Source organism: Streptomyces sp. NPDC001606 (assembly GCF_053596835.1).
In genome coordinates this window covers 343,671-360,447 of the sequence record NZ_JBSFHC010000001.1, presented here as the reverse complement: position 1 = coordinate 360,447, position 16,777 = coordinate 343,671, and the positions used below count along the sequence as shown (strand labels likewise).

The following is a 16,777-nucleotide window of genomic DNA, read 5'->3' as shown; positions in this document are numbered from 1 at the left end:
CGGGGAACAGTGCCCGGTATGAGTCAGCTCGGTCTGCCCGACACCATTCAAGCCTGCCTCTTCGACCTGGACGGGGTCGTCACCAAGACGGCGGTCGTGCACGCGGCCGCCTGGAAGGAGACGTTCGACGCGTTCCTGCGGGACCACGAGGGCCCGCGGGCGCGGCCGTTCGACCCGGTCGCCGACTACGACGAGTACGTCGACGGACGTCCCCGCGCCGACGGAGTGCGCGCCTTCCTCGCCTCCCGCGGCATCCACCTGCCCGAGGGCACCCCCGCCGACCCGCCGGACGCCCTCACCGTGCACGGGCTCGGCAACCGCAAGAACGAGCTGCTGCTGGCGAAGATCCGCACCGGCGGCGTCCAGGCCTATCCGGGCACCATCCGCTATCTGACGGCCGTGCGTGCCGCCGGGCTGGGCACCGCGATCGTCTCCTCCAGCGCCAACTGCCGGGACGTGCTGCGGGCGGTCGACGCCGAGCACTACTTCGACGTACGGATCGACGGGGTGGTCGCCGCGGAACGGAACCTGCCGGGCAAGCCGCACCCCGACACCTTCCTCGCCGCCGCGCAGGAGCTGGGCGTCGCCCCGGAACACGCGGCCGTCTTCGAGGACGCTCTGGCCGGGATGGACGCCGGGCGCGCGGGCGGCTTCGGGTACGTCGTCGGCGTCGACCGGGTCGGCCAGGCAGAGGCGCTCTCCGCGCACGGCGCGTCCGTCGTCGTCAAGGACCTCGCCGAGCTGGGAGGCGAACGGTGATCACCGACCGGTCGTACGCCGTCGAACCCTGGGCCGTCCGCGAGACCACCCTGAACCTCGACGTCCTCGCCCAGAGCGAGTCCGTGTTCGCGCTCTCCAACGGCCATGTCGGCTGGCGCGGCAACCTCGACGAGGGCGAGCCGCACGGCCTGCCCGGCAGCTACCTCAACGGCGTGCACGAGCTGCACCCGCTGCCGTACGCGGAGGCCGGCTACGGCTACCCCGAGTCCGGCCAGACGGTCATCAACGTCACCAACGGCAAGATCCTTCGGCTGCTGGTGGACGACGAGCCGTTCGACCTGCGCTACGGCCGGCTCGTCGGCCACGAGCGGGTGCTGGACCTGCGTCGCGGGGTGCTGGAACGCACCTGCGAGTGGACCTCCCCGGCCGGCTCCACGGTCCAGGTGCGCTCCACCCGGCTGGTGTCGCTCACCCAGCGGGCCGTCGCCGCCATCGCCTACGAGGTGCGGGCCGTCGACCGCCGCACCCGGGTGGTGATCCAGTCGGAGCTGGTCGCCAACGAGAGCCTGCCCGAGACCGCCGATGATCCGCGCGCCGCGATGGCACTCCAGTCACCGCTGGAACCGGAGGACCACTTCGCCGCCGGCCACCGGCTGCGCCTCGTGCACCGCACCCGGCGCAGCGGCCTGCGGGTCGCCGTCGCCGCCGACCACGTTGTCAGCGGCCCGGAGCGCACCACCACCAGCAGCGAGAGCGGCACCGATGTGGCCCGGCTGACCGTGACCTCCGTGCTGGAGCCCGGACAGACGCTCCGGCTGGAGAAGCTGGTCGCCCACGGTTGGTCCGGCACCCGCTCACTGCCCGCGATGGCCGACCAGGTCGACGCCGCGCTTGCCGCCGCCGCGCACGACGGCTGGCCGGGCCTGCTCGCCGAACAGCGGGCCTGCCTGGACGACTTCTGGGACCGCGCCGACGTCGAGGTGGCGGGCGACGAGGAGATCCAGCAGGCCGTCCGGTTCGCGCTCTTCCATGTGTTCCAGGCCGGGGCCCGCGCCGAACAACGCGCGATACCCGCGAAGGGGCTGACCGGCTCCGGCTACGACGGGCACGCCTTCTGGGACACCGAGATGTTCGTGCTGCCGGTGCTCACCCACACCGCGCCGGCCGCCGTGGCCGAGGCGCTGCGCTGGCGGCACGCCACCCTCGACGAGGCGCGCGAGCGCGCGACCCAACTCGGGCTCGCCGGGGCCGCGTTCCCCTGGCGGACCATCGCCGGCGCTGAGGGCTCGGCCTACTGGCCGGCCGGCACCGCCGCCTTCCACGTCAACGCCGGCATCGCCGACGCCGTCGTCCGGTACGTCGAGGCCACCGGCGACACCGACTTCGAGCGGGAGGCGGGCGTGGAACTGCTGGTGGAGACGGCCCGGCTGTGGCGCTCGCTGGGCCACCACGACGCGCACGGCGTCTTCCACATCGACGGCGTCACCGGCCCCGACGAGTACAGCGCCGTCGCCGACGACAACACCTACACCAACCTGATGGCCCGGCAGAACCTGCTCGCCGCCGCCGACGCCGTCGAACGCCACCCGCGCGAGGCACGGCGGCTCGGCGTGGACGAGGAGGAGAGCGCCGCCTGGCGGGACGCGGCCGGCGCCATGCACGTGCCGTACAACACCGAACTCGGCGTCCACGAGCAGCACGCCGGGTTCACCCGCTACCAGCGCTGGGACTTCGCCGGCACCCGCCCCGAGCAGTACCCGCTGCTGCTCCACTTCCCCTACTTCGACCTGTACCGCAAGCAGGTCGTGAAACAGGCCGACCTGGTGCTGGCCATGTACACGTGCGACGCCTGGTTCGCCGAGCGGTACGACGAGGAGCAGATCGCCCGGAACTTCGCCTACTACGAGCCGCTGACGGTCCGCGACTCCTCGCTGTCCGCCTGCTGCCAGGCCGTCGTCGCCGCGCGGACGGGCCATCTCGACCTCGCCTACGACTACACGGCCGAGGCCGCGCTGATGGACCTTCAGGACCTGGAGCACAACACCCGCGACGGGCTGCACATCGCGTCCCTGGCCGGTACCTGGATGGCGCTGGTGGCCGGGTTCGGCGGGCTGCGCAGGGCCGGCGAACGGCTCCGGTTCGCGCCCCGGCTGCCCGAACGGCTGCACCGGCTCGCCTTCACCGTGCAGTTCCGGGGCCGCCGGCTGCGGGTCGACATCGGCGCCGACAAGACGGTGTACACCCTGCTGGACGGCCCGCCGCTCACCCTTCGCCACCATGACGAGCCGGTGACGGTGAGCTGCGGGGAACCGGCGGTGCGGGCGGTACCCCCGGCGGTCCGCCGTCCGGCCCCGGAGCAGCCCCCGCACCGGGCGCCGAACGGCGGCTGAGCACCGCCGGCGTCACGCGCGGCCGTGTGCGCAGGGCGGCGACCGGACCGGGGCCGCCGGATCCCTCGGCCGGTCGGCCGACCGCTTCCCGGCAAACGGCCCGGAGCCGGGGTAGTTTGGCGGTGTTTCGCCGACTACGCGGGCGGGGGGGGGTGAAGGATGGCCGGCAGCGAGCACGCCGCACGCATCGGTCCGCGCCGCGCATACCCGGCGGGCGTCTCCCAGGGGCGGGGGCGGTTGCGCGGTGCCGCCGTACGTCCCGGCCCGGTCCTCGGCCGGGACGAGACGGTCACGCTCACCCGGGCGGGGGCCGTTCCCACGGCGTTCCGCGCCGCGACGTACGGCCACGCCGCCGACACCACCCCGGCCGTCGTCCGTGCCCCGGCATCCGTACGGTCCGCAGGCCGGCGGCTCTCCCACGTCGTGCCGGAGGATGGCTCATGACATCACCGGCGGGCGCGACACAGGCGACCGCAGAGGCGCAGACACCTCTGCTTCCGCACGGCAGCACGCCCCCCGGCGCCCGTACCGGCCGGCGCCGGGCTTGCTGGCACGCCGGAGTCTGCCTCGCCGGGCTGCTCGGCGCCCTGTACCTGACCCACCGGCACTGGTCCGTCCTGGCGAGCGGTGCCGGGCGGCTGGCCGGGGCCGACACCGGCTGGCTGCTGGTGGGGGCGACCGCGGCCCTGGGCACCTGGGCGGCCGCCGCGCTCGCCCAGCAGGGAGCGGTCCTACGACGCCTGCCCGGCCCCCGGCTGCTCGCCGCCCAGTTCGCCGCCTCCGCCGCCAACCACCTGCTGCCCGCGGGGCTCGGCGCCGGGGCCGTCAACCTCCGCTTCCTGATGCGCTGCGGGCTGCCGGCGGGGCGCTCGGCCGGTGCGCTCGCCGTGAAGGCCACCGCCGGCGCCGTCGTCCGCCTCGCGCTCATCGCACTGCTGGCCCCGGCCTGCCCCGGCCTGCTGCGCCTGCCGCCCGTACCCCCGGCGGTGCTCGCGGGCGCGCTGGGCGCCGTCCCGGTCCTGGCGGTGCTGGCGGTGACGCCCGTGGGGTCGCGCTGCCGGAGGGCGCTCGCCGCCGTCCTCGGCGACCTGCGCGCACTGCATCTCCACCCGGCCCGTGCGGCGGCCCTCTGGGGCGGTTCCCTCGCCTTCGCGCTGCTGCACGCGCTGGTCCTCATCGCCGTCACCCGGGCCGTCGCCCTGCCCCTGCCGCCGCTCGCGGTGGCGCTGCTGTACCTCGCCGCCAGCAGCGCCGCCGCCCTGCTGCCCACCCCGGGCGGCCTCGGCTCCCTGGACGCGGCCCTCGCCTTCGCCCTGACCGCCTCGGGAACCCCCGCCGCGGCCGCCGCCTCCGCAGTGCTGGGCTACCGGCTGCTGACCGTGTGGCTGCCCCTGCTGCCCGGCCTGCTGGTGCTGGGCGTGCTGGTGCGGCGCGGGGCGCTGTGAGTGACGCCGAGGCGACCCGGCGCAGGTCAGTGCGGACGTACCCAGTCCGGCCGCCAGGTTCCGGCGGCGTCGTGGCCCCCCGCTGTGGTGGCGAGGTGGGCGCGGAGGGTGGCCAGTGCCGGGTGGGGATTGTCGCGGTGCCAGAGGAGCGAGTGCGGGTAGACGGGCATCGGGTCGGTCACCGGGATGCGGCGCAGACCATGGCCGGCGGGCCAGACGAGGCGGGTGTGCCCGCCCATGAAGGTGGCCAGGGCCGGGGTGTCGGCGACGGTGTCGAGGAGCGCGTCGGAGCCGAAGTTGGGCCCGGTCGCCTCGATGGTGAGGGAGAACTCGGCGACGAGGTCGTCGTAGTAGGCGGCCCACTCGCTGCCGGGGACGATGCCCGGCATCCAGATCCGGTGCCCGGCGAGCCGGGCGAGGGGCACCGACCGGGCGCCGGCCAGCGCGTGGGCGGGGCCGGTGAGGAGTTCGAGCGGCTCGTCGAGCACCCGCACGGAGTCGATGTCGTCCGGGAAGGGGCGGCCGGGCGCGGCGACGGCGCGGAAGGAGGCGTCGATCGCGCCGGTCCGGACGGCGGAGACGGCCGTCTCGATGTCGAGCAGCATCACCACGTCGAGGTCGATCTCGGGGTGGGCGCGGTGGAAGGCCCGCATCAGGCCCGAGGCCGCGCCGCGTGAGGCGATGATGTCGACGCGCAGGGGACGGTGGCCCGTGCGCACGGACGCGACCGCGCGTTCGGCGACGCGCAGCAGCTCGTGCGCGTGGGTGAGGAAGGCCTGCCCGTCGATGGTGAGCTCGGCGCCGCGCGCGGTGCGGGTGAACAGCCGCACGCCCAGGCTGCGTTCCAGCGCGGCGATGCGCTTGGAGACGGCCTGCTGGGTGATCGACAGATCGGCGGCGGCTCGCTGGAACTGGCCCGACTCCGCGACGGCGACGAACGTACGCACTGCTTCGAGGTCCACGCCGGCCACCTTAGGCAACAACGGATGGTTGTGAACACTCCGCGGATCAGTTGTTTGACCTGCGGTTGTGCCGCCCGCTTAGCTCTCACGGTCAACGCCGGTTTGTTCGGGCGGGATGTGAAGGGGAGCGCGTCGAGGATGGTGGGCAGGAGACCGCTGGGCCGGCAGTTCGGCTGGCTGTGGACGGCGTACGCGGTGAGCGCCTACGGGTCCGGGTTGGGGTTCGGGGCGCTGCCGCTGATCGCCGTACTGGTGTTGCACGCCCGCCCCGCCGAGGTGTCCGCGCTGTCCGCGGTGGGACCGGCGATGGGCGCGCTGATCGCGGTGCCGCTCGCGCCATGGGTGGAGATCCGGCGCAAGCGCCCGGTCATGATCGCGATGGACCTGACCCGGTTCGCGGCCATGGCGACCATCCCGGTCGCCTACGCCTTCGGCCGGCTCGGCTTCGTCCAGCTGCTCGTGATCTCGGCCGTGGTCGCCGCGGCCAAGATCGCGTTCAACGCGGCGAGCGGCGCCTGCCTCAAGGCCCTCGTCCGGCAGGAGGACCTGCTCGTGGCCAACGCGCGGTTCGAGTCCACGAACTGGAGCTCCATCGCGGTCGGACCACCGCTGGGCGGGGCGGCGATCGCCCGGTTCGGGCCGGTCACCACCGTGGTGGCCGACGCGCTCAGCTACCTGCTCTCCGCGCTGGCCATCACCGCGATCCGCGACCGGGAGGAAGCGCCGCGGCGGACGGGCGGGAGCCCGGTCGGGGCGGGCGCGTTGCTGCACGGCTGGCGGCACATCATGGGCGATCCCGCTCTGCGGGCGCTGTACCTGAACAACATGCTCGTCTCCGGTCTGATCATGGCCACCGAGCCGCTGCTCGCCGTGCTTCTCCTGAGCCGGCTCCACTTCCCGCCCTGGCAGTACGGCCTCGCCTTCGCCGCCCCCTGTCTCGGCGGACTCGTCGGCTCCCGGCTGGCCCGCCGTGTCGTGGCCCGCCACGGCCGCGAACGGGTCTTCCGGACCGTCGGCACGCTTCGCGCGGTCTGGCTGATCGGCCTGGCCTTCGTCCGTCCCGGCGTCGTCGGCCTCGTCACGGTGATCGCGGTCGAGCTGGCGATCATCATCCACATGAGCCTGTACACCCCGGTGCTCGCCACCTACCGGCTCGAACGCACACCCCAGCAGCTCGTCGCCCGCACCCTGTCGGCCTGGTCGATCGGCCAGCAGGTGTCCATCGCCGTCTGCACCGCGCTCGGCGGGCTGCTCGCCGACGCCACCGGTCCGCGCACCGCTCTCACCGTCGCGGGACTGCTCATCCTCGCCACCCCGCTGCTGCTGCCCCGGCGGGACCGCATCGCGCAACAGCAGCAGCCGGAGCCGGTTCCGTAGCCGGGCCGGAGCCGGTCCGCAGCGCGCGTCCGCTCCGGCACCACGAGGACCGACGGGGTCACCGACCCCGACCCGGCCCATCCGTACCGGCGACGCCGTCGGCGTCGGGTGGGGTCGGCGGGGTTGCTCCACCGGGTGCCGGCAGGAGACGGCCGGGGGGCCGTCGCGTCACCGCGGCGAGCAGGACCGCCAGCCAGCCGGTGGCGAACAGCCAGCCGCCGAGCACGTCGGTGAACCAGTGCACACCGAGGAAGACGCGGGTGAGCCCTACCGCCGCCGCCCAGCAGACGGCCGCCCCGCACAGCACGGTCCGGCCCCGCGGGGCGCGCAGGCAGAGGGCGAGCACCAGCAGCCCCGCGGCCAGCGCGGCCGTGGTGGTGTGGCCCGACGGGAAGGACCACCCCGAGGCAGGGGTGCGCCAGCCGGCGTGCGGTGGGCGGGCCCGGGCGACGAGGTCCATCACGCCGTACCGCACGGCCTGGCCCGCGCCGAGGCAGACCATGCCGAGCAGGGCCGCCGGCAGCCGCTGCCGCGGGGTGCGGGCGGCGACCAGCCCGGCCAGGGCCGCCAGGGCGTAGGGGACGGCGCCCGTGCCGGTCGCGGTCAGGACGCGGGCCACGGCCACCGCCGCCGGCGGGCGGTGGCCGACGGACCAGGACAGCAGCGCCCGGTCCAGGGCCGACGGGGCGCCGTGCCCGGCGGCCACCAGCCCGGCGAGCAGCGCGAACGCCGCCCAGGCGCCGAGGCCCACGATGAGCGCGAGGCGCGGGGCCGCCCGGCGGTTCACGACACCAGCAGGGGCCTGAGCCGACCCGCCGCCAGACGTCCTGCCAGGTCCGCGGGCCATCGCCGCAGCACCCGCATCACCAGCGTGCCGAGCACCGCGCCGACCACCGCCCCGACGGCGACGTCGTGCGGGTAGTGCACCCCCACCCACACCCGGGAGGCGGCCATGGCGAGCGCGCACACCGAGGCCAGGATCCCGAGGCGGCGGGAGACGAAGAAGAGGGCGGCCGCGGCGGCGACGGCGATCGTCGCGTGGTTGCTCGGGAAGGACCAGTCACCCCGCGCCGGGCACGCCTCCAGCGTGCGGAATGCCAGATGGCGGCAGGGCCGGTCCTCGCGCACCAGCAGCTTCAGGCCGCTGTTCAGGGCGTACGCCGCCACGACCGCCACCGGCACGGTCAGGGCCGTGAGACCCGCGGCCGCGCCCTCGCGGCGGGCCCGCCACCAGCCCACCACCATGAGCACCGCGAACGCCGCGAGACCGTACGCCGACCACACGGATATGGCGTGGTCCAGCCAGCCGGGGGAGCGGTGGGCGAGATCCACCACGTCCCGGTAGAGGGCTCCGTCGACGGAGCCGCCCGAGAGAGCCAGATTCATCCCCGGGCCTCCTTGGCGGCCCGGCGGGAGCGCAGCACCTCGGCGGCCACCGGGATCAGCGACACCGCGACGATCAGCGCGATCACCGGCAGCAGGTAGGTGTCGACGCTCGGCACGGAGGAGCCCAGCGCGTACCCGGCGAGGGTGAGGCCGACGCTCCACAGCAGACCGCCGGCGATCTGCCAGACGGTGAACGTGCGGACCGGCACGCCCAGCGCGCCCGCCATCGGGTTCAGCACCGTCCGCACCACCGGCACGAAGCGGGCCAGCACGATCGCCTTGGCGTGACCGTACCGCCCCAGCAGTTCCTCGGCGCGCCGGGCGCCTTCCTGGAGCTTGGCCGACCGGCTGCGCGCCAGCAGGGTGCCGCCCGCTTTACGGCCGAGCACGAACCCGCACTGCGAGCCGGCCAGGGCGCCGACGGCCGCCGCGCCGAGCAGCGGCCCGAGCGAGAGATGCACCCCGCGGTCCGCGGAGCCCGTGCACAGCAGCCCCGCCGTGAACAGCAGCGAGTCCCCGGGCAGGAAGAACCCGATCAGCAGTCCCGTCTCGGCGAACAGCACCACGCCGACGCCGAGCACGCCGAAGGCGGACAGCAGCGAATGGGCGTCGAGCACGTTGACCGCGAGCTGCGACACCGAATGAGGGGGAGGGGCCATCGCCGCACGCCCTTTCCTTCGACTTGCTTCAACCCAATGTGACTACACATTTGTAGACGGTCTGTCGAACCCCAGACGAACGCGGAGGGTCGATGGTTCCCGGACTTTGCCTTTCGATTGCTTCTTCATGACCGGTTGACTACATGGTCATCGTCATGATGGTCCGCGAAGGTAAGGCATGCCTTCACTAAGTAAGCGGGAGGGCTCCAGGGCATGTGGGACGACGCGTTTCCGAGTTTCCTGATCGGACTGAGGGAAGGGCTCGAAGCGGGACTCATCGTCTCCATCCTGGTCGCAACCCTGGTGCGGGCCGAGGCGCGGTCCCGGCTGCCCCAGGTGTGGACCGGAGTGCTGGCCGCGATCGCCGTCGCGATGAGCTTCGGCGCCGTCCTCACCTTCACCGCCGCGTCCATGCCGCAGACCGCGCAGGAGGCCTTCGGCGGCACCCTGAGCGTCATCGCCGTCGCCTTCGTCACCGCGATGGTGTTCTGGATGCGCCGCTCGGCCCGCAGCCTCTCCGGCGAGTTGAAGGAGAAGGTCACCGGCGCCCTCGCCATGGGCTCCGGGATGCTGATCCTCACCTCCTTCCTCGCCGTCGGGCGTGAGGGCCTGGAGACGGCCCTGTTCCTGTGGACCACCGCCCAGGCGGCCGGTGAGTCGGGCGGTCCGCTGACCGGCGCCGCCATCGGCCTGGTCCTCGCCGCCGGCCTGTGCTGGGGCCTGTACCGGCGCGTACTCAAGATCAACCTGACGAGGTTCTTCACCGCCACCGGCGCCGTCCTGATCGTCATCGCCGCCGGCGTCCTCGGCTACGGCCTGCGCGACCTCCAGGAGGGCGGGGTGCTGCCCGGCAAGACCGCCTACGCGGTCGACCTCGCCGGCAGCGTCGACGCCGGCTCCTGGTACAGCACCCTCGTCCAGGGCGTCTTCAACCTGACCCCCACCATGACCTGGCTCCAGGTGGCGGGCTACGTCGGCTACCTGGCCGTCGTGATGACGCTGTTCGTCCGCGGTGTGCGGGCCACGGCCCCGAAGCCCGCCGCCGAGCGGCCCGCGCCGCAGGCCGGCGAGCGCCGACGGCCGGTCTGGGTGGTCCCGGTCGCCGTGGTCGCCGTACCCGCCGTGATCGCCGGACTCGTCGTCGCCCTCTCCCGGCCCAAGCCCGCCGGCGACCAGACGGTCGCCGTCTCCGAGACCGAGTGCGGCAAGGGCTTCACCGCCCCCAAGCCCGGCCGGCAGACCTTCCAGATGCACAACACCGGAGGCAAGACCTCCGAGGTGTACCTGGTCGACCCGTCGACCAACGCCGTCTACGGCGAGATCGAGGGCCTCGCCCCCGGCACCACCCGCGCCCTCGTCGCCACCGTCTCCGGCGGCACCTACGCCTGGCGCTGCGTCCCCACCGGCGGCAAGGCCGTCACCTCCCGGTCCGTCAGCGTCACCGGCGGCGGCGCGGCCAAGCCCGTCGTCCCCGTCTCCGAGCAGGACCTCGCCGCCCCCCTGAAGGCGTACAAGGCGTACGTCCAAAAGGGCCTGGACACCCTCGTCGGCCAGACCCGCACCCTCGCCGACGACATCGACCACAACCACCTCGGCAAGGCCCGCACCGACTGGCTCACCGCCCACCGCACCTACGCCTCTCTCGGCGCCGCCTACGGCACCTTCGAGGACTTCGACCAGAAGATCGACGGGCGCGCCGACGGCCTCCCGGACGGCGAGCACGACAAGGACTTCACCGGGTTCCTGCGCATCGAGTACGGCCTGTGGCACGGCCAGTCCGCCAAGGACCTGAGCGCTCCGGCCCGGCAGCTCGCCACCGACGCCGACGGGCTGCGCAAGGCCTTCCCCCGCCAGGCCTTCGACCCGGGCGACCTTCCGCTGCGGGCCCACGAGATCCTGGAGAACACCCTCCAGTTCGAGCTGACCGGCGACACCGACGAGGGTAGCGGAACCAACCTCGCCACCGCCGACGCCAACCTCGCCGGCACCCGTGAGCTGCTCACCGTGCTCAAGCCGCTGATCACCACCCGCGCGCCGAAGCTGCTGCCCGCGGTCGACGCGGACCTCGCCCGGCTCCAGAAGTTCCTGGACGCCGCCCACGACGGAGCCTCCTGGACCCCCGTCGACAGGCTCACCGCCGCCGACCGGCAGCGGATCGACGGCGCCACCGGCCAGCTGCTGGAAGACCTCGCCCCGGTCCCGGCCCTGCTCGAGATCCGGAAGTCCGCCTGATGGCCGACGCTCGACCGACGACCACTGAGCACCACCCGCACACCGAAGGGAACCCCGCGATGTCCACTGCCGAGACGCCGGCCTGCCCGGCCGGCTCCGCCCGCCGCTCCTTCGTGCGGACCGCGCTGGGTGCCGGCGCCGCCGGAGCGGTCCTGGCCGGCGGCGGCTTCGCGCTCGGCGAGAGCGGTGGCACCGCCCAGGCGCAGACCACCGGTCCGGACGGCTCCGTGCGGGTGCCCTTCCACGGCGCCCACCAGGCCGGCATCATCACCCCCGCCCCGGCGGCCGCCACCTTCGTCTCCCTCGACGTCATCGCGGACGACCGCAAGGGCCTCGTCGAGCTGCTCAAGACCATCACCGAGCGGGCCCGGTTCCTCACCTCCGGAGGCACCCCCACCGACCTGGGCGTCGGCGCGCCGCCCTCGGACAACGGCATCCTCGGCCCGGAGGTCCCCTCCGACGGCCTCACCGTCACCCTCGGTGCCGGCGCCTCCCTCTTCGACGACCGCTACGGCCTCGCCAAGGCCAGGCCCGCCCGGCTCACCCCGATGCGGACTTTCCCCAACGACAACCTGAACCCGGCCGAGTGCCATGGCGACCTGTCGCTCCAGATCTGCGCGCAGAGCCAGGACACCGTGCTGCACGCACTGCGCGACATCGCCCGCCACACCCGCGGCGCCATGCAGATCAAGTGGCGCATCGACGGCTTCCAGACCGGCCCGCGCCCCACCGGCGCCGGCCGGAACCTGCTGGGCTTCAAGGACGGCATCGCCAACCCGGACGTGCACTCCGCCCGCGAGACCGACCGGCTCATCTGGGTCGGCGAGGGCCAGGGCGAGCCGGCCTGGACCAAGGGCGGCAGCTACCAGGTGATCCGGATCATCCGGATGCTGGTCGAGTTCTGGGACCGGGTCTCGCTCAGCGAGCAGGAGAAGATGTTCGGCCGCCGCAAGGACACCGGCGCCCCGCTCGACGGCGCCGTCGAGACCGACATCCCGAACTACGCCAAGGACCCGCACGGCACCGCGATCCCGCTGGACTCCCACATCCGCCTCGCCAACCCGCGCACCGCCGACACCGACAGCAGCCGCATCCTGCGCCGGGGCTACAACTACGACCGGGGCGTGGACAACGTCGGCAACCTCGACATGGGCCTGGTCTTCTGCTGCTACCAGCAGGACGTCAAGCGCCAGTTCGAGGCCACCCAGACCCGGCTGATCGACGAACCGCTGGTCGACTACATCTCGCCGACGGGCGGCGGCTACTTCTTCGCCCTGCCCGGCGTGCGCGACGCCAAGGACTGGCTGGGCAGCGGCATGTTCTCCGCCTGATCGGCGCCGGGCTTTTCCCTCTCATGGGAAAGGCCTGTCGCGCCCTTTGCTGCACATCAATTGCAGTTACGAGAGGATGGCACATGGCCGTGCGGTGCGGCCGTACCGCACGACACGAAAGAGCTCCATGACCCGGCAGGAGTGGATCAGGGTCGGCTCCATGGCCGCCTTCGTACTGGCGCTGCACATCATCGGCTGGGGCACCCTGGTCGGCATCGTCGCGCCCCAGCACCTGCGCGCCGGCACCGAGACCTTCGGTGTCGGCATCGGCGTGACCGCGTACACGCTGGGCATGCGGCACGCCTTCGACGCCGACCACATCGCGGCGATCGACAACACCACCCGGAAGCTGATGGGCGGGGGACAGCGGCCGCTCTCCGTCGGCTTCTGGTTCTCCCTCGGCCACTCCAGCGTCGTCTTCGGCCTGTCCCTGCTGCTCTCTCTCGGCATGAAAGCCCTCGTCGGCCCGGTCCGCGCCGACAACTCCCGGCTGCACGAGGTCACCGGCCTGATCGGTACGACCGTCTCCGGCACCTTCCTCTACCTGATCGCCGGCATCAACCTGGTCGTCCTCGCCGGCATCTGGAAGGTCTTCCGGCGCATGCGCTCCGGCGCGTACGACGAGGCCGCCCTGGAGACCCAGCTGAACAACCGCGGTTTCATGAACCGCCTGCTCGGACGGGTCACCGGCGCCATCACCAAGCCCTGGCAGATGTACCCGCTGGGCCTGCTGTTCGGCCTCGGCTTCGACACCGCGACGGAGATCGCGCTGCTGGTCCTCGCGGGCTCCGGCGCGGCCTCCGGACTGCCCTGGTACGCCATCCTCACGCTGCCCGTGCTGTTCGCGGCGGGCATGTCGCTGCTGGACACCATCGACGGCACGTTCATGAACTTCGCCTACGGCTGGGCGTTCTCCAAGCCGGTCCGCAAGGTCTACTACAACCTCACCATCACCGGCCTGTCGGTGGCCGTCGCCCTGCTCATCGGCACCGTCGAACTCCTCGGCCTGCTCGCCGACCGGCTCGATCTGCACGGTCCCTTCTGGGACTGGGTCTCGGGCCTCGACCTCAACACGGTCGGCTTCGTCATCGTCGGACTGTTCTTCGCCACCTGGGCCGTGGCCCTGCTGGTGTGGAAGGCCGCCCGTATCGAGGAGCGGTGGACGGCGGAGCTGGTCGAGCAGCCCGCCGACTGACCGGCGGGATCAAGCCGCCCTCTGCGGGTACGCGGACCGGGACCGCCCACGAGCCGAACAACAGGCAGGAGGCGACCATGAGCGACCAGCACGAGGAGCGGACCCCGATGGCGGACGACGCCTACCAGCCCACCGGAACCAACGAGGAGCAGGAGGACGCCGGGCCCCTGGACCTCCAGGACGCGCTCGACGAGCGCACCTACGACGACGTCCTCGACGAGGGCTACTCCCCGCCCGAACGCCCCCTCGGCGTCACCAAGCAGGGCACCACCGCCGCCGAGCAGCAGGCGGGAGAGACCCTGGACGAGCGGCTCGCCCAGGAGGTCCCGGACACCGGCGCCCCGGTCGGCGACGACATCGGCGACCTGCCCGGCGGCGAGGGCGAGCCGATCGACCCCGAAGCCGGCGACACCCGCGCCGGCCGCCTGGTCGCCCCGGACGAGGGCGCCCACACCGCCACGACCAAGGAGGAGATCGCCGAGGACGTCGGCATCGACGCGGGCGCGGCAGGCGCGGAGGAAGCAGCGGTCCACATCATCCCGGACGACAGCTCCCTCCCCGACTGACCCACCCCAGCACCGGGCCGACCGAGGGGCGCGGGGAACTGCGCGAGCAGCCCCCACCGCCCCGCACCCGGCCCCCGGGCCTGCGTTTCCGTGGCCGGGTCGCGGGGGCCGTGCCGGCGGGGCCGGGCGCAGACCACCTCAGGGGCGCGGGGAACTGCGCGAGCAGCCCCCACCACCCCGCACCCGGCCCCCGACCTGCACTGTCGCGGCCCGCCCTACCGCGGGACGCGGACCGCTCTCAGGGCAGCAGCCTCTCGATGGCCGCCGGGCCCTCGGCCTCCATCTTGCGGCGCGCCCAGTCGAGGTTCCGCGGGGTGACGTCCCTGCCGGCCGCCATCACCAGGTCCTCCGGGGTGACTCCCCCCTTGGGAGCGGAGTGGAGATGGGCGTCCGGGGTGCAGTGGTCGTCGATCGAACGGGACTCTTCGGGTGTGGATGTCGACATGATGCCTCCTCCAGCGGATCGGATGACCGCATCCGTGCCGGTGCCTCCGAACGGGGCACCCTCTACCATTGCCCGCCTCGGCGCCCCCCGCATCCGGAGAGCGTCGCGGCGCGCTCCGAAGCGCCTGCCCACGGCGCGGCGGCGCACTCGCTCCTAAGCTGGAAATCACCCCGTACCCGCACCGGGAGGCCGTCGATGGCCGAGATGCCGTTCCCCGGAGAGACCGCCCGCAGCCCCCGCTATCTGCCGATCGCCGAGCACGGACTCATCGGCGATCTGCGCAGTGTCGCACTGGTCGGCACCGACGGCACGATCGACTGGTACTGCTGCCCGTCCTTCGACGCGCCCAGCGTCTTCGCGGCGATCCTCGACGCCGACCGCGGCGGCCGCTTCGAGCTGGCCGCCGCCGTACCGGCACGCACCAAACAGTTCTACTTCCCCGACACCAATGTGCTGATCACCCGGTTCTTCACCGAGGACGGCGTCGGCGAGGTGCAGGACTTCATGCCCGTCAACGGGGAGGCCCCCGGCGGGACGGGCCGGCACCGGCTGATCCGGCGCGTGGTGTGCGTCCGCGGGACCGTCCCCTTCCGGGCCGTGGTCGCCCCCCGCTTCGAGTACGGCGCCGCCCCGCACACCCTGCGCCTCCTGGACGGCACGGCAGGCACCGTCCTCTTCGAGTCCCGCGCGCTGTCCCTCGCGCTCACCTCGACCGTGGCCCTGGAGCACGACGCCGGGGACGCCAGAGCCGACTTCAAGCTCGCCGAGGGCGAGTCCGCGGTGTTCACCCTGGACCAGGCCGGCGCCGAGACCGCCACCCGGGGCTGCGCCTGCGCCGAGGCCGAGCACGAGTTCAACACCACCGTCGCCTACTGGCGGCGCTGGCTGCACCAGTCCCGCTACCGGGGCCGCTGGCGCGAGATGGTGCACCGCTCCGCGCTCACCCTGAAACTGCTCACCTACGCCCCCACCGGCGCCATCGTCGCCGCCCCCACCACCAGCCTGCCCGAACAGCTCGGCGGCGAGCGCAACTGGGACTACCGCTATGTGTGGGTACGCGACGCCGCCTTTGCCGTCTATGCGCTGCTGCGGCTGGGCTTCAGCGGCGAGGCCGCGGCGTTCATGCGGTTCGTGACCACGCACATCAGCCCCGGCTGCGGCGAGGGCTCCGGCCCGTTGCAGATCATGTACGGCATCGACGGCCGTACCGACCTGCCCGAACGCGAACTGCCGCATCTGGAGGGCCACCTCGGCTCCGCCCCGGTCCGGGTCGGCAACGCGGCCGCCGACCAGCTCCAGCTCGACATCTACGGCGCCCTGATCGACTCCGTGTACCTCTACGACAAGTGGGCCGAGCCGATCTCCAGCGACCAGTGGGACGACGTGTGCCACCTGGTCGACTGGGTCTGTGACCACTGGGACCAGCCCGACGAGGGCGTGTGGGAGACCCGCGGGGGACGCAAGAACTTCCTGTACTCGCGGCTGATGTGCTGGGTCGCCATCGAGCGGGCCATCCGCCTGGCCAACCGGCGCGGACTGCCCGCCGACCTGCCCCGCTGGGGCCAGGCCCGCGACACCGTCTACCGGCGGATCATGGACCGCGGCTGGTCCGCGCGCCGGGGTGCCTTCGTGCAGGCCGAGGACAGCGACGTCCTGGACGCCTCCCTGCTGATGATGCCGCTGGCCAAGTTCATCGCCCCCACCGACCCCAAGTGGCTCGCCACCCTGGACGCCCTCACCGAGGACCTGGTCTCCGACTCCCTGGTCTACCGCTACGACCCGCAGGCCAGCCCCGACGGCCTCCGCGGCGACGAGGGCACCTTCTCCATCTGCTCCTTCTGGTACGTCGAGGCCCTGGTCCGGGCCGGCCGGCTGGACGAGGCCCGGCTGGCCTTCGAGAAGATGCTCACCTACGCCAACCACCTGGGCCTCTACGCCGAGGAGATCGGCCGTACCGGCGAGCAGCAGGGCAACTTCCCGCAGGCCTTCACCCACCTGTCCCTGATCAGCGCCGCCTACAACCTCGACCGCGCCCTCGGCTGACCCGGTTCGGCGGTGTGTCCCCAGGT

15 protein-coding genes are annotated in these 16,777 nt (G+C 73.2%); 10 read left to right on the top strand and 5 right to left on the bottom strand.

What is annotated here, in order from left to right; genetic code table 11:
* The first annotated feature begins 18 nt into the window (after positions 1-18).
* The 4 genes from ACWCV9_RS01655 to ACWCV9_RS01640 all read left to right on the top strand — a co-directional run bounded on the left by ACWCV9_RS01655 (position 19) and on the right by ACWCV9_RS01640 (position 4,555).
* Positions 19-759 (top strand): HAD family hydrolase, encoded by a 741-nt coding sequence (locus tag ACWCV9_RS01655; protein ID WP_450783642.1) that lies wholly within the window; start codon positions 19-21, stop codon positions 757-759.
* Positions 756-3,110, top strand: a complete 2,355-nt coding sequence (locus ACWCV9_RS01650) for a glycoside hydrolase family 65 protein (protein WP_450783640.1) — start codon at positions 756-758, stop codon at positions 3,108-3,110. The genes ACWCV9_RS01655 and ACWCV9_RS01650 overlap by 4 nt, the downstream gene beginning before the upstream one ends.
* A 159-nt stretch (positions 3,111-3,269) precedes the next feature.
* Positions 3,270-3,554: a hypothetical protein gene (locus tag ACWCV9_RS01645; protein ID WP_450783639.1), complete on the top strand. Its 285-nt coding sequence runs from the start codon at positions 3,270-3,272 to the stop codon at positions 3,552-3,554.
* Entirely contained in the window at positions 3,551-4,555 is a 1,005-nt protein-coding gene (locus ACWCV9_RS01640; protein ID WP_450783638.1) for a lysylphosphatidylglycerol synthase domain-containing protein, read from the top strand. The genes ACWCV9_RS01645 and ACWCV9_RS01640 overlap by 4 nt, the downstream gene beginning before the upstream one ends.
* 26 nt (positions 4,556-4,581) lie before the next feature.
* Here the strand turns inward: ACWCV9_RS01640 and ACWCV9_RS01635 are convergent, their stop codons facing one another.
* Positions 4,582-5,517, bottom strand: a complete 936-nt coding sequence (locus ACWCV9_RS01635) for a LysR family transcriptional regulator (RefSeq protein WP_450783637.1) — start codon at positions 5,515-5,517, stop codon at positions 4,582-4,584.
* 138 nt (positions 5,518-5,655) lie between these two features.
* On the opposite strand from ACWCV9_RS01635, the gene ACWCV9_RS01630 reads away from it, so the two are divergent.
* A complete protein-coding gene (locus ACWCV9_RS01630; protein ID WP_450783635.1) occupies positions 5,656-6,894 on the top strand; it encodes an MFS transporter in 1,239 nt (412 codons plus the stop codon).
* Positions 6,895-6,952: 58 nt separating this feature from the next.
* Here the strand turns inward: ACWCV9_RS01630 and ACWCV9_RS01625 are convergent, their stop codons facing one another.
* The 3 genes from ACWCV9_RS01625 to ACWCV9_RS01615 are packed head-to-tail and all read right to left on the bottom strand — an operon-like array spanning position 6,953 to position 8,939.
* Positions 6,953-7,681: a phosphatase PAP2 family protein gene (locus ACWCV9_RS01625; protein ID WP_450783634.1), complete on the bottom strand. Its 729-nt coding sequence runs from the start codon at positions 7,679-7,681 to the stop codon at positions 6,953-6,955.
* Positions 7,678-8,280 carry a phosphatase PAP2 family protein gene (locus tag ACWCV9_RS01620; protein ID WP_450783633.1) on the bottom strand — a complete coding sequence of 201 codons (603 nt, stop codon included), beginning with the start codon at positions 8,278-8,280 and terminating at the stop codon, positions 7,678-7,680. The genes ACWCV9_RS01625 and ACWCV9_RS01620 overlap by 4 nt, the downstream gene beginning before the upstream one ends.
* Entirely contained in the window at positions 8,277-8,939 is a 663-nt protein-coding gene (locus tag ACWCV9_RS01615; RefSeq protein ID WP_450783632.1) for a DedA family protein, read from the bottom strand. Before ACWCV9_RS01615 ends, ACWCV9_RS01620 begins: the two co-directional genes overlap by 4 nt.
* A 213-nt stretch (positions 8,940-9,152) precedes the next feature.
* Between ACWCV9_RS01615 and efeU the strand changes: the two genes are divergently transcribed.
* The 4 genes from efeU (at position 9,153) to ACWCV9_RS01595 (ending at position 14,263) form a co-directional block, all read left to right on the top strand.
* Entirely contained in the window at positions 9,153-11,171 is a 2,019-nt protein-coding gene (gene efeU / locus ACWCV9_RS01610; protein ID WP_450783631.1) for an iron uptake transporter permease EfeU, read from the top strand.
* 59 nt (positions 11,172-11,230) lie between these two features.
* Positions 11,231-12,502 carry an iron uptake transporter deferrochelatase/peroxidase subunit gene (efeB, locus tag ACWCV9_RS01605; protein WP_450783630.1) on the top strand — a complete coding sequence of 424 codons (1,272 nt, stop codon included), beginning with the start codon at positions 11,231-11,233 and terminating at the stop codon, positions 12,500-12,502.
* A gap of 76 nt (positions 12,503-12,578) precedes the next feature.
* Entirely contained in the window at positions 12,579-13,697 is a 1,119-nt protein-coding gene (locus ACWCV9_RS01600; protein WP_450783628.1) for a HoxN/HupN/NixA family nickel/cobalt transporter, read from the top strand.
* 77 nt (positions 13,698-13,774) lie between these two features.
* On the top strand, positions 13,775-14,263 hold the full coding sequence (locus ACWCV9_RS01595) for a DUF5709 domain-containing protein (protein ID WP_450783627.1): 489 nt from the start codon (positions 13,775-13,777) through the stop codon (positions 14,261-14,263).
* A gap of 238 nt (positions 14,264-14,501) precedes the next feature.
* On the opposite strand, the gene ACWCV9_RS01590 is transcribed toward ACWCV9_RS01595, so the two are convergent.
* A complete protein-coding gene (locus tag ACWCV9_RS01590) occupies positions 14,502-14,708 on the bottom strand; it encodes a hypothetical protein (RefSeq protein ID WP_385842563.1) in 207 nt (68 codons plus the stop codon).
* A gap of 195 nt (positions 14,709-14,903) precedes the next feature.
* Here ACWCV9_RS01590 and ACWCV9_RS01585 point away from each other — a divergent pair, with 195 nt between their 5' ends.
* Positions 14,904-16,751: a glycoside hydrolase family 15 protein gene (locus ACWCV9_RS01585; protein ID WP_450783626.1), complete on the top strand. Its 1,848-nt coding sequence runs from the start codon at positions 14,904-14,906 to the stop codon at positions 16,749-16,751.
* Positions 16,752-16,777: the final 26 nt, after the last annotated feature.